19 protein-coding genes and 1 pseudogene are annotated in these 24,515 nt (G+C 71.5%); 9 read left to right on the forward strand and 11 right to left on the reverse strand.

Features of this window, described 5'->3' with window-relative positions:
* Nucleotides 1-232 precede the first annotated feature (232 nt).
* From AB0472_RS43770 to AB0472_RS43815, 10 genes are all read right to left on the reverse strand, one after another.
* The gene (locus AB0472_RS43770) at nucleotides 233-1,105 is read right to left on the reverse strand and encodes a universal stress protein (RefSeq protein WP_366365112.1); all 873 of its coding nucleotides are present in this window, start codon (nucleotides 1,103-1,105) and stop codon (nucleotides 233-235) included.
* Between the two features lie 5 nt (nucleotides 1,106-1,110).
* Nucleotides 1,111-2,133 (reverse strand): zinc-dependent alcohol dehydrogenase, encoded by a 1,023-nt coding sequence (locus tag AB0472_RS43775; protein WP_366365073.1) that lies wholly within the window; start codon nucleotides 2,131-2,133, stop codon nucleotides 1,111-1,113.
* A gap of 29 nt (nucleotides 2,134-2,162) precedes the next feature.
* Nucleotides 2,163-3,068 carry a universal stress protein gene (locus tag AB0472_RS43780; RefSeq protein WP_366365074.1) on the reverse strand — a complete coding sequence of 302 codons (906 nt, stop codon included), beginning with the start codon at nucleotides 3,066-3,068 and terminating at the stop codon, nucleotides 2,163-2,165.
* A 147-nt stretch (nucleotides 3,069-3,215) separates the two neighbouring features.
* Nucleotides 3,216-3,845, reverse strand: a complete 630-nt coding sequence (locus tag AB0472_RS43785) for a hypothetical protein (protein WP_366365075.1) — start codon at nucleotides 3,843-3,845, stop codon at nucleotides 3,216-3,218.
* 143 nt (nucleotides 3,846-3,988) lie between these two features.
* On the reverse strand, nucleotides 3,989-4,717 hold the full coding sequence (gene pflA, locus AB0472_RS43790) for a pyruvate formate-lyase-activating protein (protein WP_366365113.1): 729 nt from the start codon (nucleotides 4,715-4,717) through the stop codon (nucleotides 3,989-3,991).
* A 5-nt stretch (nucleotides 4,718-4,722) separates the two neighbouring features.
* Nucleotides 4,723-6,981, reverse strand: a complete 2,259-nt coding sequence (pflB, locus tag AB0472_RS43795) for a formate C-acetyltransferase (RefSeq protein ID WP_366365077.1) — start codon at nucleotides 6,979-6,981, stop codon at nucleotides 4,723-4,725.
* Nucleotides 6,982-7,130: 149 nt separating this feature from the next.
* Entirely contained in the window at nucleotides 7,131-8,054 is a 924-nt protein-coding gene (locus AB0472_RS43800) for a carbamate kinase (RefSeq protein WP_366365078.1), read from the reverse strand.
* Between the two features lie 3 nt (nucleotides 8,055-8,057).
* The gene (gene argF / locus AB0472_RS43805) at nucleotides 8,058-9,059 is read right to left on the reverse strand and encodes an ornithine carbamoyltransferase (protein WP_366365079.1); all 1,002 of its coding nucleotides are present in this window, start codon (nucleotides 9,057-9,059) and stop codon (nucleotides 8,058-8,060) included.
* A 22-nt stretch (nucleotides 9,060-9,081) separates the two neighbouring features.
* Entirely contained in the window at nucleotides 9,082-10,296 is a 1,215-nt protein-coding gene (locus AB0472_RS43810; protein ID WP_366365081.1) for an arginine deiminase, read from the reverse strand.
* A 73-nt stretch (nucleotides 10,297-10,369) separates the two neighbouring features.
* Nucleotides 10,370-11,866, reverse strand: coding sequence for an amino acid permease (locus AB0472_RS43815; RefSeq protein ID WP_366365082.1), 1,497 nt, complete (start codon nucleotides 11,864-11,866; stop codon nucleotides 10,370-10,372).
* Nucleotides 11,867-12,309: 443 nt separating this feature from the next.
* Between AB0472_RS43815 and AB0472_RS43820 the strand changes: the two genes are divergently transcribed.
* The 9 genes and pseudogenes from AB0472_RS43820 to AB0472_RS43860 form a co-directional block, all read left to right on the forward strand.
* Nucleotides 12,310-12,774 (forward strand): cyclic nucleotide-binding domain-containing protein, encoded by a 465-nt coding sequence (locus tag AB0472_RS43820; protein ID WP_366365084.1) that lies wholly within the window; start codon nucleotides 12,310-12,312, stop codon nucleotides 12,772-12,774.
* A 30-nt stretch (nucleotides 12,775-12,804) separates the two neighbouring features.
* Nucleotides 12,805-13,509: a CBS domain-containing protein gene (locus AB0472_RS43825; RefSeq protein WP_366365086.1), complete on the forward strand. Its 705-nt coding sequence runs from the start codon at nucleotides 12,805-12,807 to the stop codon at nucleotides 13,507-13,509.
* A gap of 122 nt (nucleotides 13,510-13,631) precedes the next feature.
* Nucleotides 13,632-14,333 (forward strand): response regulator transcription factor, encoded by a 702-nt coding sequence (locus tag AB0472_RS43830; protein WP_366365088.1) that lies wholly within the window; start codon nucleotides 13,632-13,634, stop codon nucleotides 14,331-14,333.
* A gap of 253 nt (nucleotides 14,334-14,586) precedes the next feature.
* Nucleotides 14,587-17,415, forward strand: a complete 2,829-nt coding sequence (locus AB0472_RS43835) for a cation-transporting P-type ATPase (protein ID WP_366365090.1) — start codon at nucleotides 14,587-14,589, stop codon at nucleotides 17,413-17,415.
* Nucleotides 17,412-18,071 carry a TrkA family potassium uptake protein gene (locus AB0472_RS43840; protein ID WP_366365091.1) on the forward strand — a complete coding sequence of 220 codons (660 nt, stop codon included), beginning with the start codon at nucleotides 17,412-17,414 and terminating at the stop codon, nucleotides 18,069-18,071. The genes AB0472_RS43835 and AB0472_RS43840 overlap by 4 nt, the downstream gene beginning before the upstream one ends.
* Nucleotides 18,068-18,724 carry a TrkA family potassium uptake protein gene (locus AB0472_RS43845; protein WP_366365093.1) on the forward strand — a complete coding sequence of 219 codons (657 nt, stop codon included), beginning with the start codon at nucleotides 18,068-18,070 and terminating at the stop codon, nucleotides 18,722-18,724. Before AB0472_RS43840 ends, AB0472_RS43845 begins: the two co-directional genes overlap by 4 nt.
* 450 nt (nucleotides 18,725-19,174) lie before the next feature.
* On the forward strand, nucleotides 19,175-19,417 hold the full coding sequence (locus AB0472_RS43850) for an SHOCT domain-containing protein (protein ID WP_366365094.1): 243 nt from the start codon (nucleotides 19,175-19,177) through the stop codon (nucleotides 19,415-19,417).
* A 125-nt stretch (nucleotides 19,418-19,542) separates the two neighbouring features.
* A complete protein-coding gene (locus AB0472_RS43855; protein ID WP_366365096.1) occupies nucleotides 19,543-19,674 on the forward strand; it encodes a hypothetical protein in 132 nt (43 codons plus the stop codon).
* Between the two features lie 244 nt (nucleotides 19,675-19,918).
* Nucleotides 19,919-20,128, forward strand: a pseudogene (locus AB0472_RS43860) (hypothetical protein); the annotation flags it as partial.
* Nucleotides 20,129-20,236: 108 nt separating this feature from the next.
* Here the strand turns inward: AB0472_RS43860 and AB0472_RS43865 are convergent.
* Nucleotides 20,237-24,196, reverse strand: coding sequence for a S8 family serine peptidase (locus AB0472_RS43865; protein ID WP_366365097.1), 3,960 nt, complete (start codon nucleotides 24,194-24,196; stop codon nucleotides 20,237-20,239).
* Between the last annotated feature and the right edge of the window lie 319 nt (nucleotides 24,197-24,515).

The raw sequence follows: 24,515 nt of genomic DNA on the forward strand, positions 1-24,515 counted from the left end.
TCTGGCCCGCCGCCAGGTAGTTGGCGGCCCGCCAGTGCGCGTCCAGGGTGCGCAATTCCTCGTCGGACAGTACGGTGGCGTCCTGGTGTTCGACCGTGGACATGGATGACACTCCGGAAGTCGTCGTTGTGAAGGCCGCCAAGGGGCCCTGGCGGGCGAAGAGTTCAGCGGGTGGCCGAAGCGGCACGGTCGGCGAGAAGGCGGCGGGTCGCTGAGCAGCCGGCCATCGCGCTCACGCCTGTTCGGGTACGACGGCCACCGGGCAGGCGGAGTGGTGCAGCACCGCATGTGCGACGCGCCCCAGTTGGAGTCCGAGGTGCTCCGGGTTGCGCCGGGCGCCGACCACCAGCAGGTCGGCCTCGTGGGAGGCGGCCAGGAGCAGTCGACGGGCCGGGCCCTCGACCGTACGCGGACGCACCTTCACGCCGGCAGGGGCGTCCTTCAGCGCGTCCGCGAGGACCTCGGCGGCGTGCTGTTCGTGCAGCCGCGCGGGTTCACCGGCGAGCAGGGGGTGGTCGGTGGTCTCGTGGGCCGGGCACCGCCAGGCCCGTACGGCGTCCAGGGTCGCGCCGCGCAGCCTCGCCTCCTGGACGGCGAAGCGCAGGGCGGCGGAATCCGTCCCGTGCTCACCGACGCCCAGGACGACGTGGCCGTGGTCTCCCGCACGGACCTGGTTGTCGTGACTGCCGCGCAGCACGATCACCGGGCAGGCCGCGTGGGCGGCGACGGCCAGGCTGACCGAGCCGAGCAGCATGTCGACGAAACCACTGCGACCACGGGTGCCGAGCACCAGCGCGGAGGCGCTGCGGCTCTCATGCACCAGCGCGTACTCGGGTTCCTCCGGCAGCACTTCGGTGGAGATCTTGACACCGCTCTGGCGCAGGTGGGCCCGCTGTGCGCCGGCCCGGACGATGTCCTCGGCCATGACCTGCTCGGACGGCTTGCCCAGGTCCTTGGCCAGCGAGGAACCCTCGTACCGCTCCCAGAGAGAGGCGTACACCAGCCGCAGCGGCGCCCCGCGCAGGGCGGCCTCGTCGGCCGCCCAGTCGACGGCCCGGAGGCTGGGCTCGGAGCCGTCGACGCCGACGACGAGTGGGAGGTCCATCGTCATCACCGCACCGCGCTCATGTCGAAGACGATCCGGGCCTTTACCTCGCCGCGCAGCACATCGTCGATGGACTCGTTCACGGAGGTCAGGGGGCGGGTCTCGCAGATCACCTGGGTCTGTCCGGCGGCGTGCAGCTGGAAGACCTCGGCGAGGTCCTGGCGGGTGCCGACGATCGAGCCGATGACGCTCGTGCCGTTCAGGACGGCGTCGAAGATCGGGACGCGGACCGTGCCGTGCGCGGGCAGCGCGACCATGACCAGCTTGCCGCCGCGCCGCAGGCCGGAGTTGGCGGCCTCGAAGGCGGCGTCGTTCACTGCGAGCGCGATCGCGGCATGCGCTCCTCCGTGCCGCTTGAGGACCTCGCCGACGTCGTCCTTGCGGGCGTCGATGACGAGGTCGGCGCCGAGCGCGGTGGCGAGTTCGAGCTTCTCGTCGGTGACGTCGATGGCCGCCACCGTGGCTCCGGCGATCTTCGCGTACTGCACGGCGAGGTGGCCGAGCCCGCCGATCCCGGAGATCGCGACGAGCTGGGTGGGTCGGACCCCGGCGACCTTGAGCGCCTTGTACGTCGTCACGCCGGCGCAGGTCAGGGGGGCGGCGTCGACGGCGCTGACGCTGTCGGGCACGGGCTGGGCGAAGTCGGCCCAGGCCAGCATTTTCTCGGCGTGCCCGCCGTCGCAGCCGTAGCCGGTGTTGATCTGCTGTTCGCACAGCGTCTCCCAGCCGGACAGGCAGTGCTCGCACCGCCCGCAGGCCTTGCCCAGCCAGGGCACCGCCACCCGCTGGCCGACGGCCAGGTGGGTGACGCCCTCGCCGAGCTCCTCGACGAGTCCGACGCCCTCGTGTCCGGGGACGAACGGCGGGTTCGGCCTGACGGGCCAGTCGCCGTGCGCGGCGTGGATGTCGGTGTGGCACAGCCCGGAGGCCTCGACACGGATCCGGACCTGCCCGGGGCCGGGCTCGGGGTCGGGGCGCTCCTCGATGATCAGGGGCTCGCCGAAGGCTCGTACGACCGCTGCCTTCATGGTGGTTCTCTCCTCGGAGTGTCGGGGGGTCAGTCGTGGGGGACGACGGCGACGGGGGCAGTGGAGTGGTGCAGCACGGCGTGCGTGACATGGCCGATGTGGGTGCCGAGGGGATTGCGCCGGATGCGTCGGCCGACGACCACGAGGGACGCCGTCTGTGCCGCGTCGACGAGGAGCACGGCGGCGCTGCCGTAGTGGGACTCCTCCACGACCTCGACGTCCGGGTACTTCTGCCGCCAGGGGCGCAGCACCTCGGCGAGTGCCTCCTGCTCGCTCAGGGAGAGCGCTTCGTGCAGGGGCGGATTCACGGGCATCCCGTACGCGTAGTACGACGGCGGGAACCAGCCGTGCACCACACGCAGGGAAGTGGCGCGGAGCTTTGCGGCCTCGAATGCGAATTCGACCAGCGTGTCGTCGGGGTGGTCGGTGTCCAGGCCCAGGACGACGGGCCGGAAGGGCGCCGCGGCGGAGGGGACTCCCGCCGGGTCCGTCTCATGCTCGTCGACGGCCTGTTCCCCGGCCCTGACCAGGACCACGGGTCGCCCGGTGCGGGCCACGGCGCTCAGTCCGACGGAGCCGATCACGAAGCCGCCGATGCCGCCCAAGCCGCGTGAGCCGAGAACGAGCAGTTCGGTGTCCTTCGCCGCCTCGGCGAGCACGTCACCGGGCGTGCCCGACAGTTGCTCGACGGTCACCCCGACGCCGGGGTGGCGCCGGCGGAGCCCGTCGGCGGCTTCGCGCGGTATTCGTGCGGTCCAGTGCTGCTGGGTCTCGGCCCCGACCAGCGGCGCCTGCGCCATCGGGTCGGGCACCGGCTCCCAGACATGGACGATCTTCAGGGCCAGGCCGCGCAGCTTCGCCTCACGGGCTGCCCATTCCGCGGCGGCCCGGCTCTCCGGTGATCCGTCGAGGCCGATCGTGATGGTTCCATGCATGGTCTCTGCCTCCTGGGGCCGGGGACGCGATTCCAGCGTCGTCTTCGGGGGTGTTTTCGGGCAGGGGCCACTGGTCCCTATTCGGGTCCGGCCGTCCCCTGTGCGGCACAGCGCGGTGGACCGAGGCGGCCCACCGCGTCTCGTCGGTCAGCGCAGCCAGCCGTGGTCGCGGACGACCGGCAGCTCGGCCCAGAGCCGGCCGAGGCCCAGGGCGTTGCCCGCGGCGACGGCAGCCAGGACGATCAGGGCGACCGCGTAGATGACGTGGTAGTCGACGAACGGGTTGGCGGACATGCTCGGCGAGCCGTCGGAGAGGTGCTTGGCGGGTGGCCACTCGGCGATCCACATCAGCGCCATCATCACGGTGCCCGCGACGGCGACGAGCCGCAGCGCGACCCCCGCGACCAGAGCGAGGCCGATACCGAGCAGTCCCAGCATGAACAACCAGTCGGCCCAGGTGTCGCCGGCCCAGGAGTGGAAGGTGGACTCCATCGGCCCGGCGGCGACGGAGCCGAGGAAGCCCTTGGTGGGCGAGCCGCCGTCGATCCAGCCCTTGCCGGACGGGGTGGCGTAGCCGAAGCCGAAGGTCTTGTCGAGGAACGCCCACAGGAAGACGAACCCGGTGAGCAGGCGCAGGGACGCGAAGGCGTAGGCCTGCGCGGTGTGCGTGTCGGTGACCTCCGACACGGCCGGCTCGGATGCGGATGCGGTCCGGGCCCTGCGGAACGACGGCAGGTGGAAGCCGGAAGTCCGGTGCGGGTGCTCGTGCACGGCCATGATCGTGATTCCCTTCGGGGCGTTCGGGGGGCGTTGCCTGACGTCACTTACTCTCGTGCCGCGCACCGGACACCGCCGGATGCCGAAGGTCTGTCGCCATGGGGCTGAACGTCCCTGTCCCCAAGGCCTGTTGGGACCTGCGGTCAGTAGGCGGCGACGCCGTGCTCCCGGAAGCGGGCGCGGACGTCCTCAGTCAGGTCGGAGTCGGGGACCGGATTGTCGCGCAACGGGAAGGGGATCCCCAGGGCGTCGTACTTGGCGGCGCCGAGTTTGTGGAAGGGCAGGACGTCCACCCGCTCGGCCGTGCCGAGGCCCGCGACGAAACGGGCCAGGGCGTCCACGCGCGGCAGGTCGTCGGTCCAGCCAGGAACCAGGACGTACCGGATCCACATCGGGACGCCGAGACGGTCGAGACGGGTGGCGAAGTTCAGGGTGGGGGCGAGTTCTCCGCCCGTCAGCCGACGGTAGGTCGGGACGTCGAAGGACTTGATGTCCAGCAGGACCAGGTCGGTGTGGGCGAGGAGTTCGTCGGTGGCACGGGCGCCGAGGAAGCCCGAGGTGTCGAGGGCGGTGTGCAGGCCGGCCTCCTTGCAGCGGCGCAGGATCTCGCCGGTGAAGGCGGGCTGGAGGAGTGGTTCGCCGCCGGTGAGGGTGACTCCGCCGCCGGCCGTGGTGATGAACGCGCGGTACTTCTCGATCTCCGTCATCACCTCGTCGACGGTCGCCTCCCTGCCGTCGCGCATGTGCCAGGTGTCGGGGTTGGCGCAGTACAGGCAGCGCAACGGGCAGCCGGAGACGAAGAGGACGAACCGGGTCCCGGGACCGTCCACGCCGGTGGACAGGTCCCAGGAGTGGATCCGGCCGCGGGTCATCGTGCTCACAGCGAACCGTGGAATGTGCGGCTGATCACGTCGAGCTGCTGCTCGCGGGTCAGCCGGACGAAGTTGACGGCGTATCCGGAGACCCGGATGGTCAGGTCGGGGTACTTGTCCGGGTGCTCCATGGCGTCTTCCAGGGTGGTGCGGTCGAGGACGTTGACGTTCATGTGGAAGCCGCCCGCCGCCGTGTAGGCGTCGAGGATGCCGACCAGGTGGCCCGCGCGTTCGGCCGGGTTGTGGCCCAGGCCCTCGGGCGTGATGGTCGTGGTCAGGGAGATGCCGTCGCGGGCCTGCTCGTAGGGGAGTTTGGCGACCGAGAGGGCGGAGGCGGCGACGCCGTGGCGGTCGCGGCCGTTCATCGGGTTGGCGCCGGGGGCGAAGGGCTGTCCGGCACGGCGGCCGTCGGGGGTGTTGCCGGTGTGCTTGCCGTAGACGACGTTGGAGGTGATGGTGAGGACCGACTGGGTGTGTTCGGCGCCTCGGTAGGTGGGGTACTGGCGGACCTTCGCCATAAAGGTCTCCACGAGGCCGACGGCGATGTCGTCGGCGCGGTCGTCGTTGTTGCCGTACGCCGGGAAGTCACCCTCGGTGCGGAAGCCGACGGCGAGTCCGGTGGCGTCCCGGGACACCTTCACCCGCGCGTACCTCACCGCGGACAGGCTGTCCGCGGCGACCGAGAGGCCGGCGATGCCGCACGCCATGAAACGGTGCACGGGGTAGTCGTGCAGGGCCATCTCGACGCGTTCGTAGGCGTACTTGTCGTGCATGTAGTGGATGACGTTGAGGGCGTTGACGTAGGTCCGGGCCAGCCAGTCCAGGACGTGGTCGTAGGCCGCGGCGAGTTCCTCGTGGTCGAGGTACTCACCGGTCAACGGGGGTGCGGCGGGGGCCACTTGTTCGCCGGTCATCTCGTCGCGGCCGCCGTTGATCGCGTACAGCAGGGCCTTGGCGAGGTTGACCCGGGCGCCGAAGAACTGCATCTGCCGGCCGACCTGCATCGCCGACACGCAGCAGGCGATCGCGGTGTCGTCGCCGGTGCGGGGGCGCATCAGTTCGTCGGACTCGTACTGGACGGCACTGGTGTCGATCGACACCCGCGCGCAGAACTCCTTGAAGCCTGCGGGCAGCCGGGGCGACCAGAGGACGGTCAGGTTGGGTTCGGGGGCGGGGCCGAGGTTGTACAGGGTCTGCAGGAACCGGAAGGAGGTGCGGGTGACCAGGGTGCGGCCGTCGGCGCCCATGCCGCCGATGGACTCCGTCACCCAGGTCGGGTCTCCGGAGAACAGGGCGTCGTACTCGGGGGTACGCAGGAACCGGACGATCCGCAGTTTGATCACGAAGTCGTCGATCAGCTCCTGGGCGCCCGTCTCGTCGAGGATCCCGTCCGCCAGGTCCCGTTGGAGGTAGACGTCGAGGAAGGTGGAGGTACGGCCGAGCGACATCGCGGCGCCGTTCTGCTCCTTCACGGCGGCCAGGTAGCCGAGGTAGAGCCACTGCACGGCCTCGTGTGCGGTGGCGGCGGGCCGGGAGACGTCACAGCCGTAGCCGGCCGCCATCTGGGTCAGCTCGCCCAACGCCCTTACCTGCTCGGAGAGTTCCTCCCGGTCTCGGATGACCTCGGCGCCGGACCCGCAGGCGTCGAGCTGGGCCCGCTCGGCCTTCTTGGCCTCGATCAACCGGTCCGTGCCGTAGAGCGCGACGCGCCGGTAGTCGCCGATGATCCGGCCCCGGCCGTAGGCGTCGGGCAGTCCGGTGATGACGCCGGCCTTGCGGGCGGCGCGCATCTCGGGGGTGTAGGCGTCGAAGACCCCGTCGTTGTGGGTCTTGCGGTAGGTGCCGAAGACCCGGGTCACGAACGGGTCCGGCTCGTAGCCGTACGCGCGCAGCCCGTTCTCCACCATCCGCAGGCCCCCGTTCGGCATGATGGCGCGCTTGAGCGGTGCGTCCGTCTGGAGGCCGACGATCAGTTCGCGGTCGCGGTCGATGTATCCGGGCGCGTGCGAGGTGATGGTCGAGGGGGTGGCGGTGTCGACGTCGAGGATGCCACGATGGCGTTCCTCCGGAAACAGCGAGCTGACCTTCCCCCAGACCGCACGGGTCCGGTCGGTGGGGCCGCTCAGGAACTCCGGGCCGCCCTCGTACGGGGTGTAGTTGCCCTGGATGAAGTCGCGCACGTCGATCCGGTCGCGCCAGGTGGTCCCGGCGAACCCTCGCCAGGCCTCGGTGACCTGGTCGCCGACTGTCACGGTTGTGGTCATCGCCGTCTCTCCTCGGTTCGCACATGTCCTGCAGTTCGATGCTTGTCGTCCGTGGTCGTCACGGGGAGTGCCGGGCAGTGCCCGTGGGCGGGCCGACCGGCCCTGGTGCCGTGGGCCGGACGCCCCGGCCGCTCTCCCGCTCCGGTACGTCAGCCGGCCGCGAGGTCGGGACGGATCAAGGTGCCCGACCGGGCGTGGACGATCTCGTACGCCGCGTCCAGGGCGCCGATGGCGGCCAGTCCCCCGGTCCGCTCCACGAAGCGGGCGGCCGCCTCCGCCTTGGGCCCCATGGATCCCTCGGGGAAGCCGGCGCCGCGCAGTTGGGCCGGGGTGGCGTCGAGCACCGGTCGCTGGTCCGGGGTGCCGTAACCCTCGTACACGCAGGGCACGTCGGTGAGGATGAGGAGGAAGTCGGCCTTCAGCTCCTCGGCGAGCAGGGCGGCCGTGAGGTCCTTGTCGACGACCGCCTCGACGCCGGTGAGAGCCCCGGTGTCCGGGTCGGCGGTGACGGGGATGCCTCCGCCGCCGGCGCAGATCACCAGCGTGCCGCCGTCGAGGAGTTCGTGGAGGGTCTCGGTCTCGACGACGCCCTGCGGGGACGGGGAGGGCACGACGCGGCGCCAGCCCTTGCCGTCCAGCCCCATGCGCCAGCCGCGGTGCCGGGCGAGGGTCTTGGCGACGTCCTGGCCGTAGACCTGGCCGACGAACTTGGTGGGGTGCTCGAAGGCCGGGTCGTCGGCCCGGACCAGGGTGTGGGTGACCAGGGTGGCGATGCGGCGGCCGGGCAGCGCGTTGTGCAGGGCTCGGGCCAGAAGGGCGCCGATCATGCCCTGGGTCTCGGCGCCCAGCATGTCGAGCGGGTAGGGGGTGGTCAGTGCCGGGTCGGCCGCGCTCTCCATGGCGAGCAGGCCGATCTGGGGGCCGTTGCCGTGGGTGACGACCAGTTCGTTTTCGTGACTGAGGGCGGCCAGGGCGGTGACGACCCGGTCGACGTTCTCCTGCTGGACGGCCGCGTCGGGGCGGTCGCCCCGGCGCAGCAGGGCGTTGCCGCCGAGGGCGACGACGATACGCATGGCTCAGTCCTCCAGGGTGGCGACGAGCACGGCCTTGATGGTGTGCAGCCGGTTCTCCGCCTGGTCGAAGACGATCGACGCCGGGGACGAGAAGACCTCGTCGGTGACCTCCAGGCCGTCCAGGCCATGGGTGTCGTAGAGGTCCCGGCCCAGGCGGGTGCCGCGGTCGTGCAGGGCCGGCAGGCAGTGCATGAACTTCACGTCCGGGTTGCCGGTGAGGGCAAGGGTCTTGTCGCTGACCTGGTACGGGAGCAGCAGTTCGATGCGTTCCCGCCAGGTGTCGGCGGGCTCGCCCATGGAGACCCACACGTCGGTGTGCAGGAAGTCGGCGCCCCGTACCGCGGTCTCGACGTCCTCGGTGAGCAGGATCCGGACTCCGCTGTGCTCGGCGAGCTCACGGCACCGGGCGACAAGTTCGCCGTCCGGCCACAGTTGACGAGGGGCGGCGATCCGGACGTCCATGCCGAGCAGCGCACCCATGGACAGCAGCGAGTTGCCCATGTTGTTGCGGGCATCGCCGAGGTAGCAGTAGGCGATGTCCTGCAGGGGCTTGCGGCTGTGTTCGTGCATGGTCAGGACGTCGCACAGGCTCTGGGTGGGGTGGGCGGTGTCGGTGAGGCCGTTGTAGACGGGGACTCCGGAGCGGTCGGCGAGTTCGGTGATGAGTGCCTGGTCGGAGCCCCGGTACTCGATGGCGTCGAACATACGGCCGAGCACGTGTGCGGTGTCGGCGATCGACTCCTTGCCGCCGATGTGCGTGTCGCCGGGGCCGAGGTAGGTGGTGTGGGCGCCCTGGTCGGCGGCTGCGACCTCGAAGGCGCAGCGGGTGCGGGTGGAGGTCTTCTCGAAGATCAGCGCGAGGTGCCGGCCGGTGAGCCGGGGCCGCTCGGTGCGGGTGCGCTTCTCGGCCTTGAGGTGGGCGGCGAGGGTGAGCAGGTGGTGGATCTCGGCGGCGGTGAAGTCGAGTTCGCTCAGGTAGGAGCGGCCTCGCAGGTCGACGGTCATGGTGTGTGTTCCCCTCGCTCGTTCAGTTGGCCGGGGCGCGGTCGATGGGGCAGCTCATGCAGCGCGGTCCGCCCCGGCCGCGGCCGAGTTCGGCGCCGGCGATGGTGACGATCTCGATGCCCTGCTTGCGCAGGTAGGTGTTGGTGGTGACGTTGCGCTCGTAGCCGATGACGACCCCCGGGGCGACGGCGAGGAAGTTGCTGCCGTCGTCCCACTGCTCGCGTTCGGCCCCGCGGATGTCCTGCGGCGCGGAGAGCATCCGGACCTTGTCCAGGTCCAGGGCCTCCGCCAGGGCGGTGGCCAGGTCGGAGTCGGCGGTGACGTCGAAGCCGGTCTCGCGGGTGTCGCTGGGCAGCAGCGTCCAGGAGCGCAGTGAGTCGGCGAGTCCGGGGTAGATCGCGAAGGCGTCCCGGTCGACCATGGTCAGCACCGTGTCGAGGTGCATGAAGGCGCGGGCGGCGGGCAGTTGGACGGCGATCAGCCGGTTCGCGGTGCCGTCGGCGAACAGCCGAGCGGCCAGGTTCTCCACGGCCTGGGCGGTGGTGCGCTCGCCCATGCCGACCATGACGGCGCCGTTGCCGAGGACGTGCACGTCACCGCCCTCCAGGGTGCCGACCGCACCGTCCAGGAGCGGTTCGGGGGCGACGCCCGCGAACATCGGGTGGAAGCGGTAGACGGCCTCGGCATGCAGGCTCTCCCGGCGGCGGGCGAGCTTGGCCATCGGGTTGACCGACAGCCGGTCGTAGATCCAGCACGAGTTGTCGCGCGGGAAGAGGTGGTTGGGCAGCGGGGTGAGCGCGAAGTCGTCCGCGTCGAGGGCGTTCCAGACCAGGCTGTGCGGGGGCGCGAGCGGCAGGTCGCTCTTGAGGATGCCGCCGATCAGGTAGCCGGCGAGCGTCTCCCCGTCGAGCTCGGCGCAGAGTTCACGCACGGGGTCGACGAGGGCGGGGCCGACGCCGGCCGGGGTGACGACCCGGTCCAGGAGCCATTCGCGGGCCTCGGGGGTGTCGAGGGTCTGGGCGAGCAGGTCGGCGAAGTAGTTGACGCGCGCCCCATGGTCGCGCAGCACCTGCGCGAAGGCGTCGTGTTCCTCGCGGGCCCGCTTGGCCCACAGGATGTCGTCGAAGAGCAGGGCGTCGACGTTGCGCGGGGTGAGGCGGGCGAGTTCGAGGCCGGGGCGGTGCAGGATCACCTGGCGAAGGCGGCCGACCTCGGAGTCGACGTGAAACGTGTTCATGGCTTTGGTTCCTCTGGCGTGGGGTGCGCGGCGGCCTCGGGCCGGGAGGCTCTGTCTGCCCAGGTGACTGCGGTCAGTCCTGGTGGCGGTGGGCGTTCCCCTTGCGTGGGCCGCCGATTCGGTTGGTGCCCAGCCCCCGGGAGATCCGCTTGACCGGCGCCGGGACCGCTGTCTCGGGGGCTCGCTCTTCGCGCGGGGCGCGGGCGGCGGGGATCGCCGCGTTCGCTTCGCCGTAGGTGCCCTGGCTCCGCTTCAGCCAGACGTAGACCGGCAGGCCCAGCAGCAGCACGAACAGGCCGTAGTAGACGGTTTGGTAGCCGCTGCCCTGGATCGACCAGTAGGAGAAGGCCATCGCGACGGCGGCGACGGTCACGTCCCGGGCCAGTCGACGCGGACTGAGGCTCTCCCGCCCGCGCACCAGCAGCCAGTACAGCTGCGCGGCGGCGGAGAAAAGGTACGGGATCACCGCGGTGACCACACTCAGCAGCACGATCTTGGTGAAGACGTCCTCGAAGCGGGTGTAGCTGAACACGGTGATCAGCGAGGCCAGCACGGTGGAGGCGACGATGCCGAAGGCCGGCACGCCGTTCCGCCCGCGGAGCTTGGCGAACGCGTCGGGGAAGAGACCGTCGCGGGCGGCGGCGTACGGCATCTCCGCGCACAGCATCGTCCAGCCGTTGAGCGCGCCGATGCCGGACACGATCGCGGCGACGGCGACGGCGTTCCCGGCCCAGGTGCCGCCGAAGATGTTGTTGGCGGCGTCGGTGAACGGCGCGGTGGAGGAACCCAGTTCGGCGTGCGAGACGGTGCCGAAGACGGCCAGGGTGCCCAGGATGTAGATGACGGCGCAGACGAGCGTGCCGTACACGGTGGCACGGGGCACGTTCCGCTCCGGGTCACGCACCCGGCCGGCGACCACCGAGGCGGCCTCCAGCCCGAGGTAGCTGAACAGGGCGATGGCCCCCGCCGCGGAGATCGCGCCCAGCGCCGACTGACCGCTGGCGTTGAAGGCACCGAAGTTGTCGGGGTCGACGAAGAACAGCCCGATGCTGGCCATGAAGATCAACGGGATGAACTTCAGCACGGTCGTGATCACCTGGAACGCGCCGATGTTGCGGACTCCGGTGAGGTTGATCGCCGCGGGTATCCAGAGTCCGACCAGCGCGAGGGTCACGGAGATCCACGTCTTGTGGCCGGTGTTCACGAAGACCTCGACGTAGCCGACCCAGGCCACGACGATCGCCGCGTTGCCGGCCCATGCGGTGATCCAGTACGACCAGGCGTTCAGGAAGCCCACGAACTCGCCGAAGGCCTCCCTGGCGTAGACGTACGGTCCGCCGCTCGCCGGGAGCCGCTTCGACAGGGAACCGAAGGTCGACGCGAGCGCCAGCGCGCCCAGGGTCACGGCGACGAAGGCGACCAGGGAGATCGGCCCGTAGGAGGCGAGGGCCGAGGGCAGGGCGAAGACTCCGGTGCCGATGATGCTGCCGATCACGAGTGCGGACGCGGCGGGCAGCCCGAGAGCGGCCTTGGGCGCCGCTCGCTCACCACTGGTCGTGGTCCTGGACATGGATGTGCTCCTTGTGCAAGTCGCTGGAGACGCGGTGGATGCAGGTCGCTGCGAATGCCGCGGCCACGAACGATGCTTCTGCGCCATGCCGGATCGGGGCAGCGGCCATCCGGTCCCGCGCGGTTCCCGAAGGTCCCGGTCCTGAAGGTCCGTGCAGCCCAACCGGCCTGGGACGCGGGTCGTGTGGGCCGCTCCGAGGGGTCGTCGGCACCCGGGGGCTTCGGCGGCCCGAGATCCCGCGACCGGAAGACGATCAGCCGTCGCCTCCACCGCGGGGCCGGAGGACAGACGCACCGCCCCTGGCGGCGTACTTCGGCGCCGTACCGAAATTCCCTCTGCGGTACCGAACAGACCGATCAGTGGACCGGGCGGCCCATGGCCCGCCCGGAGACCGTGGACACACGCTGGCCCCGGAAGTTCACGCATTCACCCGGAGGCAGGCCATGACCGCTTCGCCCACCCCCGCCATGGCGCTCTCGCTGTCCGTCGAACACCGCGAGCGGCTCATGCGTGTCGCCCGCGAGGTGTCCATCCCCCAGGGGACCCGCCTGTTCGAGGAAGGCGGACGCGCCGACCGCTTCTGGATCATCCGCACCGGCAGCATCGGACTCGACCTGCCGGTGCCCGGTCACCGCGCGGCCGTCATCGAGAACCTCGGGCACAACGAACTGGTCGGCTGGTCCTGGCTCTTCGCCCCGCACTTCTGGCACTTGGGCGCCGAGACGACCACACCCGTACGGGCCTACGAGTTCGACGGCACGGCCGTCCGGTCCATGTGCCAGGACGACCCGGCGCTGGGCAACGACGTCAGCCAGTGGGTCGGTCAGGTGCTCGCTCACCGTCTCCGCGCGGCCAGGACGCGGCTTGTGGACCTGTACGCCCCGCACGGCGCCGGCAGCGCTGTCTGACCCGCCCCGGCACAGGACGAAGGAGTGACCATGCACGGCACGCCGCACATCGTCAGCGATGTCATGACCCACACGGTCGCCGCGGTCGGTCGCGAAGCGACCTTCAAGGAGATCGTGCGGCTGATGCAGGACTGGAAGGTCAGCGCCCTGCCCGTCGTCGAGGGCGAGAACCGCGTCGTCGGCGTCGTCTCCGAGGCCGATCTGCTGCACAAGGAGGAGTTCCGCGACAGCGACCCCGACAGGTACACGCAACTGCGTCGTCTCTCCGATCTGAGGAAGGCCGGCGCGGTGACCGCGGAGGAACTCATGACCTCCCCCGCCCTCACCGTCCACCCCGACGCCACGCTCGCCCAGGCCGCCCGGACCATGGCCCGGGCGAAGGTCAAGCGGCTTCCCGTGGTGGATGCCGTGGGCATGCTCGAAGGCGTCGTCAGCCGTGCCGACCTCCTCAAGGTCTTCCTCCGCACCGACGAGGAGATCGCCGAAGAGGTACGGCGCGAGGTCGTCTCCTACCTGTTCCCCATGCCGGAGTCGAATGTGCGCGTGGACGTGTCGGACGGCCGCGTGAAGCTCGTCGGCCGGGCCCGGGACACCTGTCTGGTACCGGTGGCGGCACGGCTGGTCCGTGCCGTCGAGGGCGTCGTGGACGTGGACTTCGACCTCGCGCGCCGCGGCGGTCCGGCCGAGCCGAAGGAGACTTCCTCGGACGGCGCCGGGACCGTCGGCTCCGAGTGAACCCGCGGGGACACTCCGGGCGGGTTGGGCCGGTCGGCCCTAGCACATTCGATCCGGGCACGTGATGATCGGCGACAAGGGCAGCCCCGAGTCTGTCCTCCATCGGGGAACGAGAGGTCACCATGCCGGAGTCACGCACTTTCAGCGAGCAGAACCCGATTCGCGTGTTTCTGCTCGACGACCACGAGGTCGTCCGCCGTGGCCTGGCCGACCTGCTCGACTCCGAGCCGGACATCTCGGTGGTCGGCGACGCCGGCACCGTCGACCACGCGCTCGCGCGGGGCCCGGCGCTGCGCCCCGACGTCGCCGTCCTGGACGTACGGCTGCCGGACGGCAACGGCATCACGGTCTGCCGGGAGCTGCGCGACCAGATGCCGGAGCTGGCCTGCCTCATGCTCACCTCGTTCGACGACGAGGAGGCCCTGCTCGACGCGATCATGGCCGGAGCGTCAGGCTATGTCCTCAAGCAGATCAAGGGCTCAGACCTGGTCTCCGCGGTGCGCACGGTGGCCTCGGGCCAGTCGATGCTGGATCCCGCCACCACGGCCCGCCTGATGCGCTCGCTGCGGGCGGAACCCGCGGACGGCCCCGCCGTGCCGTCGGAGATCGCGGGCCTCTCACCTCGTGAAAGGGACATCCTCGCGCTGATCGGCGACGGGCTGACCAACCGCGAGATCGGCAAGCGGCTCTACCTGTCGGAGAAGACCGTCAAGAACCACATCTCCCGGCTGCTGGCCAAGCTGGGCGTACAGCGCCGGGTCCAGGCCGCCGTCCTCGCCTCCCACCTGGAGCAGCCGGAGACCGGCGAGCGCCCGGCGAGGTGAGACGGGCCGGGCCGTCAGGAATGGCCCGGCCCGGGAACAGCGCCGGTGGGACGTGCGCACATTCCCGAACCCGGCGGACGGCTGTCTCGGCCGCCGGGGCACCGAGCATGCCCGGACGATCACGGCGTCCACCACAGGAGGTGTCGGTCATGAGCGGGTCCCGCTCCCCCCGGGCGGTTCGAGGACAGCGCCCGCGCCGGCGGCCCGGTTCGTACAGCGGCCGAACCGCTCGGCCGTGGACACCGGAGTTCCCGTGGTGACGACCGCGACCGGGGGCGCGGAGCAGACACTCCCGTCCCGGACACCCGGCCCCCCGGTACAGACGCTGGCCGCGCGGGAGGTGTTCACCGCACTGGACGCCTCCGCTCGGGGCCTCACTTCGGCGGACGCGGCGGCGCGCCGGGCCCGGTTCGGGCCCAACGAACTGCCGCCCGCCCGGCGCAGGAGCCTGTGGCGGGAGCTGGCCGGGCAGTTCACCGACCTCTTCGCGGTCGTCCTGCTCATCGCGTCGGCGATCACCTTCCTGGCCTACGGACTCCAGGAGCCCCGCGAGGTGGGCACCCTGCAACTGGCCGTGGCGATCGCGGGTGTGGTCGTACTGAACGCGGGCATCGGCTTCGCCCAGGAGTACTCCGCGGAGCGAACGGCGGAGTCCCTGCAGGCGATGGTGCCGCACACCTGCCGGGTGCTGCGCGACGGCGAGCGGCAGGAACTGCCCGCGCGGGACCTCTCCCCCGGGGACGTCATCGTCCTGGAGGCCGGGGATGCGGTACCCGCGGACTGCCGCCTCGTCGAGGCACACGAGGTCTCGGTCAACAACGCGGCGCTGACCGGGGAGAGCGACGCCGTCGCCCGTACCGCCGACCCCGTGCCCGCAGGTCCGGTGCTGGAGGCGCGCAACTGCCTGTTCATGGGCACCGACGTCGTGGCGGGCTCCGCGAAGGCCGTGGTGTTCGCCACCGGCGCGGCGACCGAGTTCGGCGGGATCTTCCGGCTCGCCTCCTCGGCGACACGCCAGAAGACCCCGCTGCAGCTCCAGGTGGCCTCGATGGCCCGGCGGGTGGCGGGAGCGGCGCTGGCGATCGGAGCCGCCCTGTTCGCGGTGCGGCTGCCTGCCGGGCAGCCGTTCGTCGAGACCTTCGTGTTCTCCCTGGGGGTGATGGTCGCCCTCGTGCCCGAGGGGCTGCCCGCGACGCTGTCGGTGTCGCTGGCCATCGGGGTACGACGCATGGCCCGTCGGCACGCGCTGGTCAAACAGCTGCTCGCGGTGGAGGCGCTGGGGTCCACCACTGTCGTGTGCACGGACAAGACCGGAACGCTCACCCAGGCCGAGATGACCGTCGTACAGGCGTGGGCCGGCGGTGTCCGGCACCCGGTGTCGGGGGTGGGGTACGCGCCCGAGGGCGAAGTGGCCGACCCCCCACTGGTGCGGGACCTGCTGCGGGCGTCCGCGCTGTGCTCCAACGCCCGGCTGCTCCCGCCCTCGGCCGACGCGGGGACGTCGGCCCCGGCGGAGTTCCGGGGCTGGCGGGTGCTCGGCGACACCACCGAAGGCGCGCTACTCGTGGCGGCGGCCAAGGCGGGACTCGACCGGGCCGTGGAGGAGGCCGCCGCCCCGCGGGTGGCGGAGTACCCCTTCGACTCGGTCCGCAAGCTGATGAGCACGGTGCACGGTGACGCCGGCCGCGGCTACCGCACCTACGTCAAGGGCGCGCCGCAGGAGCTGCTCGCCCGCTGCACGACGATCGACTGGGGCGGAGAGCGGCGCCCGCTGAACGAGGGACTCCGCGCCGCCGTCATCGCCGCGAACGACGAGCTGGCGTCGCAGGGGCTCCGCGTGCTGGCCGCCGCGTGGCGTCCCGTGTCGGGCCCCCGCCCGGCCCAGGAGGAAGCGGAGTCGGAGCTGACGCTCCTGGGGCTCGTGGGCATGCTCGACCCGCCACGGCCCGAGGTCAGCGACGCTGTCGCCGCCTGCCGACGGGCCGGTATCCGTATCGTGATGGTCACCGGGGACCACCCGCTGACCGCGGAGGCCGTCGCCCGCCGGGTGGGTATCGTCACCGGACCCGCACCGACCGTGGTGACCGGTGACCGGCTCGACGCTCTGGACGACGACGCCCTGGACCGGCTGCTGGCCGTCCCCGGCGAGCTGCTGATGTGCCGGGTCAGCCCGGAACACAAGATGCGCGTGGTCAGCGCGTTCCAGCGACGCGGTGAGGTCGTCGCCGTGACCGGCGACGGCGCCAACGACGCGCCCGCTCTCAAGCACGCCGACATCGGTGTCGCGATGGGCGCCTCGGGCACCGATGTGGCCCGGGAGGCCGCGGTGATGGTACTGCTGGACGACTCGTTCGCCTCCATCGCCGCGGCGGTCAGGCTCGGCCGGTCCGTCTACCAGAACATCCGCAAGTTCCTGATCTACCTGTTCAGCCACAACATCGCCGAGCTCGTCCCCATCCTGGCCGCGACCTTCGCCGGGTTCCCCCTGGTGCCGATCAGCGCGGTGCAGATCCTCGCCATCGACCTCGGCTCCGACGTCCTGCCCGCGCTCGCGCTCGGCGCCGAGCCACCGGAATCCGACGTCATGGACCGCCCCCCGCGGTCCCGGCGCGAGCGGCTCTTCTCGACCGCCGTGATGGGACGCATCCTCTTCCTCGGCGGCATCCAGGCCCTGGGCGTGACCGCCGTGTTCTTCTGGCACATCCACGCCTCCGGAGTCCCGTACTCGGACTTCACCAAGCACGACCTCGTCTACCGGGAAGCGATCACCATGGTCCAGGCAGGCATCGTGGTCAGCCAGTTCTTCAACGCGCTCGCGGTGCGCACCGACCGCCAGAGCGTGTTCCGGGTCGGGCTGCTGTCCAACCCCTGGCTGCTGGCCGCCGGCGGCTTCGGCATCGCCCTGATGGCGGCGATCAGCTACCTGCCCCCGCTCCAGTCCCTCTTCAATACGGCTCCGCTGGCCGCGTCCGACTGGGCGGTCCTCGCGGCTTTCGGCGCGCTGCTGCTCGTCGCGGAGGAAGCCCGCAAGTGGTGGCTGCGGCGCCCCCGGGCGACCCGTCCGAAAGGAGAAGCACGATGAGAGTGATCATCGCGGGCTGCGGCCGGGTGGGCTCCGCACTCGCGACCCGGCTCGTCGCCGAAGGCCATGACGTGCGGATCGTCGACCGGTCCGCCCGGACCCGCCGACGCCTTCCCACCGGATTCCCGGGTCAGTTCCACGAGGGCAACGCATACAGCCGAACCGTGCTCGAAGCAGCCGGGATCGAGCACGCGGACGCGTTCGTCGCCGTCACCTCGGGCGACAACAGCAACATCGTCAGCGCGCGGACGGCCAAGGACTCGTACCGGGTGCCGATCGTCCTCGCCCGTATCTACGACCCCCGCCGCGCCGACATCTACCGCGAGCTCGGGATCCCCACCGTCGCCAGTGTCCGCTGGACCGTGCACGAGATCCACCGGGCGCTGCTGCACCGCCATCTCACGCCCGAACTCACCTTCGGCAACGGCGAGACGCTGCTGGTCCGTTCGCAGCTGCCCGACCATCTCACCGGGCGGCGCCTGACCGAATGCGACGTCGACGGTGAGATCCGTGTCGTGGAGGTCACGCGCGCGGGTCGCTCGCTGGTGCCCGGCCGCGGCACCCCGGCCGAGCCCGGAGACCTGGTCACCTTCGCCGTCGCCGCCACCGCACTCGGGCGTTTGCGCGGCTTCCTGGACAGGGAGTTGGGGACATGAGGGCTCTCATCGCCGGCGCCGGACGCCTGGGCACCCAGATCGCCCAGGTCCTCGCCGCCGCCCGCAACGACGTCACCCTCGTCGACGTCGACGAGGACCGCGTCGCCGAACTCGACGGCCATCTCCCCGTGCGCCTGCTGGCCGGGGACGCCTGCGAGCCGGCCTTCCTGGAGGAGGCCGGGGCACTCACCGCCGACCTGGTCGTCGCGGCCACCGGCGAGGACGAGGACAACCTCGTCATCAGCCTCCTGGCCAAGCGGCAGTTCACCGTTCCGCGCGTCGCGGCCCGTGTCAACGACGCGGAGAACACCTGGTTGTTCGACCAGAGCTGGGGGGTGGACACCGCGGTCCCCGCGGCCACTCCCCTGATCTCCCTCATCGAGGAGGCCACCGGCGCCACCGACACCGTCGCCCTGCTGCGGCTGAGCAAGGCGGGCGTCGACGTCATCGAGACCACCATCACGTCGGAATCCAGCGCCGTGGGCCGTACGCTCGCCGGGATCCGCCTGCCCGCGGGCGCCGTCATCGCGACCGTCATCCGCGACGGTCAGCCCACTGTCCCGGCTCCCGAGATGCGGCTCCAGCCCGGCGACGAACTCCTCGTCGTCTCCCACGCCGCCACCGAACAGGAGATCCACGCCGCCTTCCAGTGACGACCGCGGTCCGGGCGCCCGCTCACGAACGCCCGACCAGGACGGACAGCCGGCTGCCGCCGGTACCTCCCCTGCCACGGAGCACAGGCGCCGCGCACTGCACCGTCCACAACACGCTGCACGACCCACCCGCGATCGACATCGGGCCGGCGGCACGAGTACGCCGGGCACCCGCTCCGAGCTCCGGCCGCACCCGCACCGCGGAGGAGACGACCGCGGCCGGTCCGGGGGCGCTGCTCCCCTCCATGGTGCGGGACGACCCTGGGCGCCGAGGACCAACGTCCCGGGCGGAAGGGCCCTCCGGCCCATGACCGGCAGGCGGACGGGGCCCATCCTGGAGACACAAGGACCGCGGTGAACCACGGACGAGAAGACCCTCGTCGTGTAGCCGCGAGGAAGTGAGTGACCGTGATGCTCTGGTACGGGCATGACCCCGGTGGATGGAGCTGGATGGCCATGTCGGTCGGCATGATCCTCTTCTGGGCCGCACTGGTCGCCGTCGGCGTCCTGCTGTTCCGGGCACTGTCCCGGTCGACCGGCAGCGGGGCGACCGCCACCGCTCCGCCGACCGGGCCGACGCCCGAGCGACTCCTCGCCGAACGCTTCGCCCGCGGGGAGATCGACGAGGACGAATACCGACGCCGCCTTGCAGTCCTGCGCGCCGACGACGGCCCCCGTCTCAGCAAGAGCTGACCACGTCCGGGTGCACCCCGCCCAGGAAGCCCCTCGCAGGGGCGCAACAGCTCATCCTCTGAGCTCCTCGGCCGGGCGGACCCGGTCCTCCGTGAAATCGTGGAGGAGACGGGAGTCGCCTTCCCGTGAACGCCCGGTCGGCCTGGGAGAACCGCATCTTCCCGTACTTCTGGACGCGCTCCGCCTTCGACCGGGACTGCGGCGCCGCCTTCTTCTGGTTGTGGACCTCCGTCAAACGCGCGATCGCCTTGTCCTGAGTCGCGGAACCGGACTCCTCCGTCTGCTTGCCCGCCGCGCTGCGGCACCGGACCTCGTACTCGTGCGGGCACTTCGGCCAACGGGACTCAGGGTGCTCGCAGTCCTTGAAGAAGGTGCCCATGCCGCGGGCGAGGGCGCGTGCCGCCATGTGGTGCTGACTCCTCGGCGTCCGATGCTGACCTCTTGCTGACGCCCGAGGGTCTTCGACGCCCCTGACCTGGGAAGAACCGCCGACTCCGTGGTATGTGGTGGAACTTCGTCGGGCGTACCCAGGAGGACATCGAGCGGGCCCAGGAGGACTGGACGAGCGGAACCCGGTTCGGGGAGGTGAAGGGGTACGACGGAGCGCCCCTGCCCGCCCCCGAACTCCCGCCGGCACGGCTGAAGCCAACGGGCCCGGGTGCGCTGAGCCGGCGTGTCACAGACCGCCGTACACGGCACCGGGCGAGGTGAAACACCCCCCGCCCGCGCGAGTAACCGGGCACGGCGGGTCGTGAAGGCGGAGCCCCGCTTTGAGGGCGGGGCTCCGCTGTGTGTTTCACGGCACGCCCGGTGCGGGCGTCAGTAGGAGAACTGCTCCAGGCCCGTGCCCCAGCCGTTCACGACCCATCCGGTGCGGGTGCCCGGGGAGAGGAAGAGTCCCTGGCGGCCGGTGAAGTCGAAGTTGGAGCCGGCGACGGTGGAGTTCACGAGGTTGGCCACCGGGTGTCGGGCCAGCACGGTGCCGGTCGCCGGGTCGAGCACGGTGATCTCGCTCATGGCGTTGTTGTCGGTCTCCACTCCGTTCTCGTACAGGCTCGCCTCCACGGCGATCCGGTGGGTGGTGTCCAGGGCCGGCCAGAGCGGGCCGCGGGTGCCGGTGTCGGCCGTTGCCGTGGTGGTGAGCGTCTTCTGGTCGGCGGTCAGCCAGGTGCTGGTGGGGAAGTTGCCGCCCTCGGGGTCGGGCTGGGCGGCGCCCACGACCCCGTAGAGCTTGTCGCCCTTGCCGTCGGGCAGCAGCGCCGAGACGCACAGCGGCATCGAGGTGACGGCGGTGACGGTGCCGGTGGTGAAGTCCACGCCGACCGCGCCGTAGGGGACGCGGCCGGACAGGCACGGACCCATGGTGCCGCCGGTGGCGACGAACGCCTCGCCGGTGGAGGCGTCCACCGAGACGCTGTTGTAGGAGCGGTAGAGGTTGTGCGGGTTGAGCGCCAGCGGCGTGCCGACCTGCCCGGTGGTCATGTCGACCGGCCACAGGCGACTCAGCCCGCTGTCGGGCTCGTAGGTGGTGACCAGGCCGCGGTGGCGGGCGGCATCCACCGTGCCGCCCTCCAGGTAGCCGCTGCCGGTGATCAGGTCGGACAGAGCGGTGACCTTCACGGGAGCGCCGGTGGCGGGGTTCTCCACGTCGATCTCGGCGGTGGTGCCGGCGAACGGGGTGTGGATGATCAGGGCGTGACCGCTGGCCGGGTCGGTGCCGAGCACCTCCTGCATGGTCTGCCCGTCGGTGGACTCGGCGAGGGACCCGCCCGCGGTGCCGGTGGCCAGGGCGTAGCCGGTGGTGGCCGAGCGGTCCAGGTGGTATGTCTCGCTGCCACCGGTGTACGAGAAGGCGTCGGTGGAGATCAGCGCCTTGCCGCCGGAGACGGTGAAGCTCTCGATGGTGCCGGTCAGCTCGTCGCCGTCGCGGTACTGCAGGAAGGACGTCGGGGAGGCCTGGCCGATCGGTGAGCCGTGCCGGGTGGCCAGCACCCGCACCGGGAACTGCAGCCCGGTGGGCAGTTTGAGGGCGGCGAGGTCGAGCACGGTGTGGCCCTTCACCGAGGGCAGCTTGACGGTGAGCGTGGAGGCGTGGTTGAAGCCGTCGTCGTCGCGGCGGCTGCCGTTCTGGTTGGTGGCGGTGTTCAGCGAGCCGTAGAGCGTCGGCCCGGGTGACATCACCTCGAACTCGGCACCGTCCGCGCCGGACACTCCACCGGCGTCCCAGCTGACGGTCGCTTTGGGGGCGTTGCGGACGGTGTCGGCGGCGTGCGCGGCGGTGTAGCCGGGGGTGGTCAGCAGCGGGGCGGCCGGCCGCTGGTCGGCGGCGGGGCCGATCCGCAGGGCGCGGAAGTCGCCGTAGACCGGCAGCACCCCGAAGAGGTCGGCCTGTTCGATGCCGACGCCGTAGAGTCCGGCGCCGCCCGCGGTGAAGGCGGACGCGGGGATCGTCACGGTGCCCTTGGTCGCGGTGAGCGGGGCGGACCACTGGACGTTGAAGTCGTCCACGGCCGCTCTCGGGGTGTAGTGGCCGACGGAGGAGAGCACCAGGCGGGGGCTGTCCAGGCCGCGCACGCCGGTCAGGTCGTAGGAGACGGTGACCGGTCGGCCGAGCGGCGTGGCGCCGGGGACGGCGGGGGCGAGCGCCTGGGCGTAGGTGGCGTCGTCGGCGAGGAAGGTCAGCTTCTGCGAGAGCTGCCCGACGACCTTGCCGCCGCGCAGCGCCTGGAAGGTGACGGGCACGCTGCGGGCGGTTTCGGAGGCGAGCGGGAGGTGGGCCGCGCCCAGGATCTGGGCGGGCGTCAGGCGCAGGCTCGGCTGGCCGGTGGTGAAGGAGGCGCCGCCGACCTGGACCCGGTAGGTCAGGCCGCTGCGGTCGCCGGTCATGTCCAGGCCGAGGGTGATCGGCGAGACGGCGTTCTGGCCCGACGGCGTGCCGTTGCCGTCGGCGGGCCCGGCCAGGTCGATCCCGGCGGGGTCGGTGGCCTCGGTGAAGGCGGTGCCGGCGCCGGTGGGCAGCAGCTGCCGCTGGGCGACGGAGAGCCGGACGGGCTCGGGCGCGATGTGGTAGCGCTTGGCGAGGACCTTCTCCACGGCGGCGGTGACGTCGAGCTGGGTGCCCATGGTGAGCGGCTGGTCGGCCTGCGGCGGCTGGGCGATCGGGTTGCCGGTGGACACCAGCAGGTCGCGGACCTGGCGTGGGGTCAGGCTCTGGTGGGTGGCCTCGGCGGCCTGGAGCACGTCGGCGACGGCGGCGGCGATCTCGGGCGCCGAGGCGGAGGTGCCGCCGTTGAGCACGACCTCGACGTCCTGCGCGGAGCACGGGTTCGAGGTGCAGACGTGCATCAGGGACGGCAGGTCGTCGCCGGGGGCGGCGAGGTCCACGCGGGTGCCGAAACCGGAGGAGTAGGCGGCCGAGCCGTTGTAGCGGGTCGTCGGGTAGACGCCCTGCCGGGTGTCGGCGGAGCTCAGCGTGTCGTCGGTGGTGGTGGCGCCGGCCGCGATGACGCCGCTGTCCACCACCTTCGAGGGCGTGGTGGTGGGCTCCACGTCGTCGATGTCGGTCTGGGCGCTCGCCCTGGTGGTGGTGTCGGTGGGGGTGCTGCCGCCGTCGGGGCCGACGGAGACGGGCAGGGCGAGCCGGGTGCCGTCGTTGGAGGAGACGACCACGGCGATGCCGGACTTCACGATGGAGGTCACAGTGGCCCGGATCGTCGGGTCGTCCTCCAGGTAACGGCCGGGGAAGCCGATCCCCTCGTCGGTGCCGAAGCCGAGGCTGGCGGTGATGACGTTCGGCCGGGGCTTCTGGTTCGCGGCGGCCTTCAGGGCTGCGGCGATGCCCTCGTAGCTGGCCTCCTGCGGTACGACCAGGCGGTACTGGGCGCCGGGTGCTATGCCGAGCAGGTCGGTGGCGCCGCTGCCGGTGGCGCCGGGGCGCTGCTGGTCGTGCGGGAGCGGGGCCATCATCGAGAAGTCGAGGAGCACCTCGCCGAGGTTCGGATCCTGCCCCTCGGTCGAGCCGAGCGGGTTCAGGTTGCCATCGTTGTCAGCCGTGTAGGTCGGGATGAGCGGCATCGACGGCTCGTCGAGGTAGCGCCGGCCGTTGTGGACGACGGTGGTGGGGCCGTACGCGCGTACGTAGTCGTCACCGTCGTCGGCCATCGACTGGTCGGTGAGGTCACCGACGGAGACGTTGGTGACGATCTGCCCGGCGCCGGGCAGGGCGTGCAGGTAGGTGGCCGTGTCCGCGAAGGCGCCGGCGACGTTCACGCCCTGGGCGTTGAGGTAGGACTGGAACGACGTGCTCAGGCCGTCGTTGGCGGGCAGGTGGCCGGTGGTCGAGCCGGGCTGGGGGGCCTTGCGCGCGTCCTGCCGCAGCGCGGTCTTCGCGGCGGCGGGCAGCTTGACGGGACCGGTGTTCATCGGCTGGACGGGTGCCTGCTGGGCGGCGGCGCCCTGTTTCGTGCCGAGGGTGTACGAGGCGGCCCGGCTTGCCTGAGCGCGGGCGGTGATCGCGGTGGTGGGGGGCGTGATGGTGGCCCCGAGTCCGGTGCGGCCGGCCGAGCGCGGCATGGGGAAGGCGCGGGTGCGACCCTGCGGGTCGGTGAGGGTGCCGGTGCCGTTGTCGGCCCAGACCACCTTCGAGCCGTCGGCGAGGGTGAGGCTGTGCGTCGCGGGCGCGACCGGCGTGGGGTGGTCGGCGGCGGCGACCGGGCCGGCCGCCACCAGGGGGACCAGCAGGGCCAGCGCTGCGGCTGCCCAACTGACATGTCGGTGCATCAACGTGCTCCTTGCGCGAAAGGACTTCGGGGGCGGCGCGGGTGCGGGTCCGTCTGCGTGCGGGAAGCTCTGCCAGTGCCTGCCACCGCGAACCCGGGGGTCCTGGGCCCGGCGTGAGGGTGTACCAGGGTTCCCGGCGGAAGGTTGCTGATCACCTTGCGGCGGGTGTGCCGACCGGGACAAGGCAATGCCGGTGCGGTTGAGCGCAGTTGCGCTTTAGCGCGACGCAGGAACCGCACGCCGGAGGGCAGTTGGCCACCCGATGCCCCGGACAGTGCCGCTTTGCGGGCCGGGTCACGGCGCCGTGGGAGCGCTCCCC

Origin of the sequence: Streptomyces sp. NPDC086777 (assembly GCF_040702065.1) — a bacterium.
Lineage (GTDB): Bacteria > Actinomycetota > Actinomycetes > Streptomycetales > Streptomycetaceae > Streptomyces.

What these genes read in the sequence shown, in the direction of transcription:
- AB0472_RS43770 (WP_366365112.1), bottom strand. Translation starts at nt 1,105, where the DNA reads ATGGACCTCCCACTCGTCGTCGGCGTCGACGGCTCCGAGCCCAGCCTC.
- AB0472_RS43775 (WP_366365073.1), bottom strand. Translation starts at nt 2,133, where the DNA reads ATGAAGGCAGCGGTCGTACGAGCCTTCGGCGAGCCCCTGATCATCGAG.
- AB0472_RS43780 (WP_366365074.1), bottom strand. Translation starts at nt 3,068, where the DNA reads ATGCATGGAACCATCACGATCGGCCTCGACGGATCACCGGAGAGCCGG.
- AB0472_RS43785 (WP_366365075.1), bottom strand. Translation starts at nt 3,845, where the DNA reads ATGGCCGTGCACGAGCACCCGCACCGGACTTCCGGCTTCCACCTGCCG.
- pflA (WP_366365113.1), bottom strand. Translation starts at nt 4,717, where the DNA reads ATGACCCGCGGCCGGATCCACTCCTGGGACCTGTCCACCGGCGTGGAC.
- pflB (WP_366365077.1), bottom strand. Translation starts at nt 6,981, where the DNA reads ATGACCACAACCGTGACAGTCGGCGACCAGGTCACCGAGGCCTGGCGA.
- AB0472_RS43800 (WP_366365078.1), bottom strand. Translation starts at nt 8,054, where the DNA reads ATGCGTATCGTCGTCGCCCTCGGCGGCAACGCCCTGCTGCGCCGGGGC.
- argF (WP_366365079.1), bottom strand. Translation starts at nt 9,059, where the DNA reads ATGACCGTCGACCTGCGAGGCCGCTCCTACCTGAGCGAACTCGACTTC.
- AB0472_RS43810 (WP_366365081.1), bottom strand. Translation starts at nt 10,296, where the DNA reads ATGAACACGTTTCACGTCGACTCCGAGGTCGGCCGCCTTCGCCAGGTG.
- AB0472_RS43815 (WP_366365082.1), bottom strand. Translation starts at nt 11,866, where the DNA reads ATGTCCAGGACCACGACCAGTGGTGAGCGAGCGGCGCCCAAGGCCGCT.
- AB0472_RS43820 (WP_366365084.1), top strand. Translation starts at nt 12,310, where the DNA reads ATGACCGCTTCGCCCACCCCCGCCATGGCGCTCTCGCTGTCCGTCGAA.
- AB0472_RS43825 (WP_366365086.1), top strand. Translation starts at nt 12,805, where the DNA reads ATGCACGGCACGCCGCACATCGTCAGCGATGTCATGACCCACACGGTC.
- AB0472_RS43830 (WP_366365088.1), top strand. Translation starts at nt 13,632, where the DNA reads ATGCCGGAGTCACGCACTTTCAGCGAGCAGAACCCGATTCGCGTGTTT.
- AB0472_RS43840 (WP_366365091.1), top strand. Translation starts at nt 17,412, where the DNA reads ATGAGAGTGATCATCGCGGGCTGCGGCCGGGTGGGCTCCGCACTCGCG.
- AB0472_RS43845 (WP_366365093.1), top strand. Translation starts at nt 18,068, where the DNA reads ATGAGGGCTCTCATCGCCGGCGCCGGACGCCTGGGCACCCAGATCGCC.
- AB0472_RS43850 (WP_366365094.1), top strand. Translation starts at nt 19,175, where the DNA reads ATGGCCATGTCGGTCGGCATGATCCTCTTCTGGGCCGCACTGGTCGCC.
- AB0472_RS43865 (WP_366365097.1), bottom strand. Translation starts at nt 24,196, where the DNA reads ATGCACCGACATGTCAGTTGGGCAGCCGCAGCGCTGGCCCTGCTGGTC.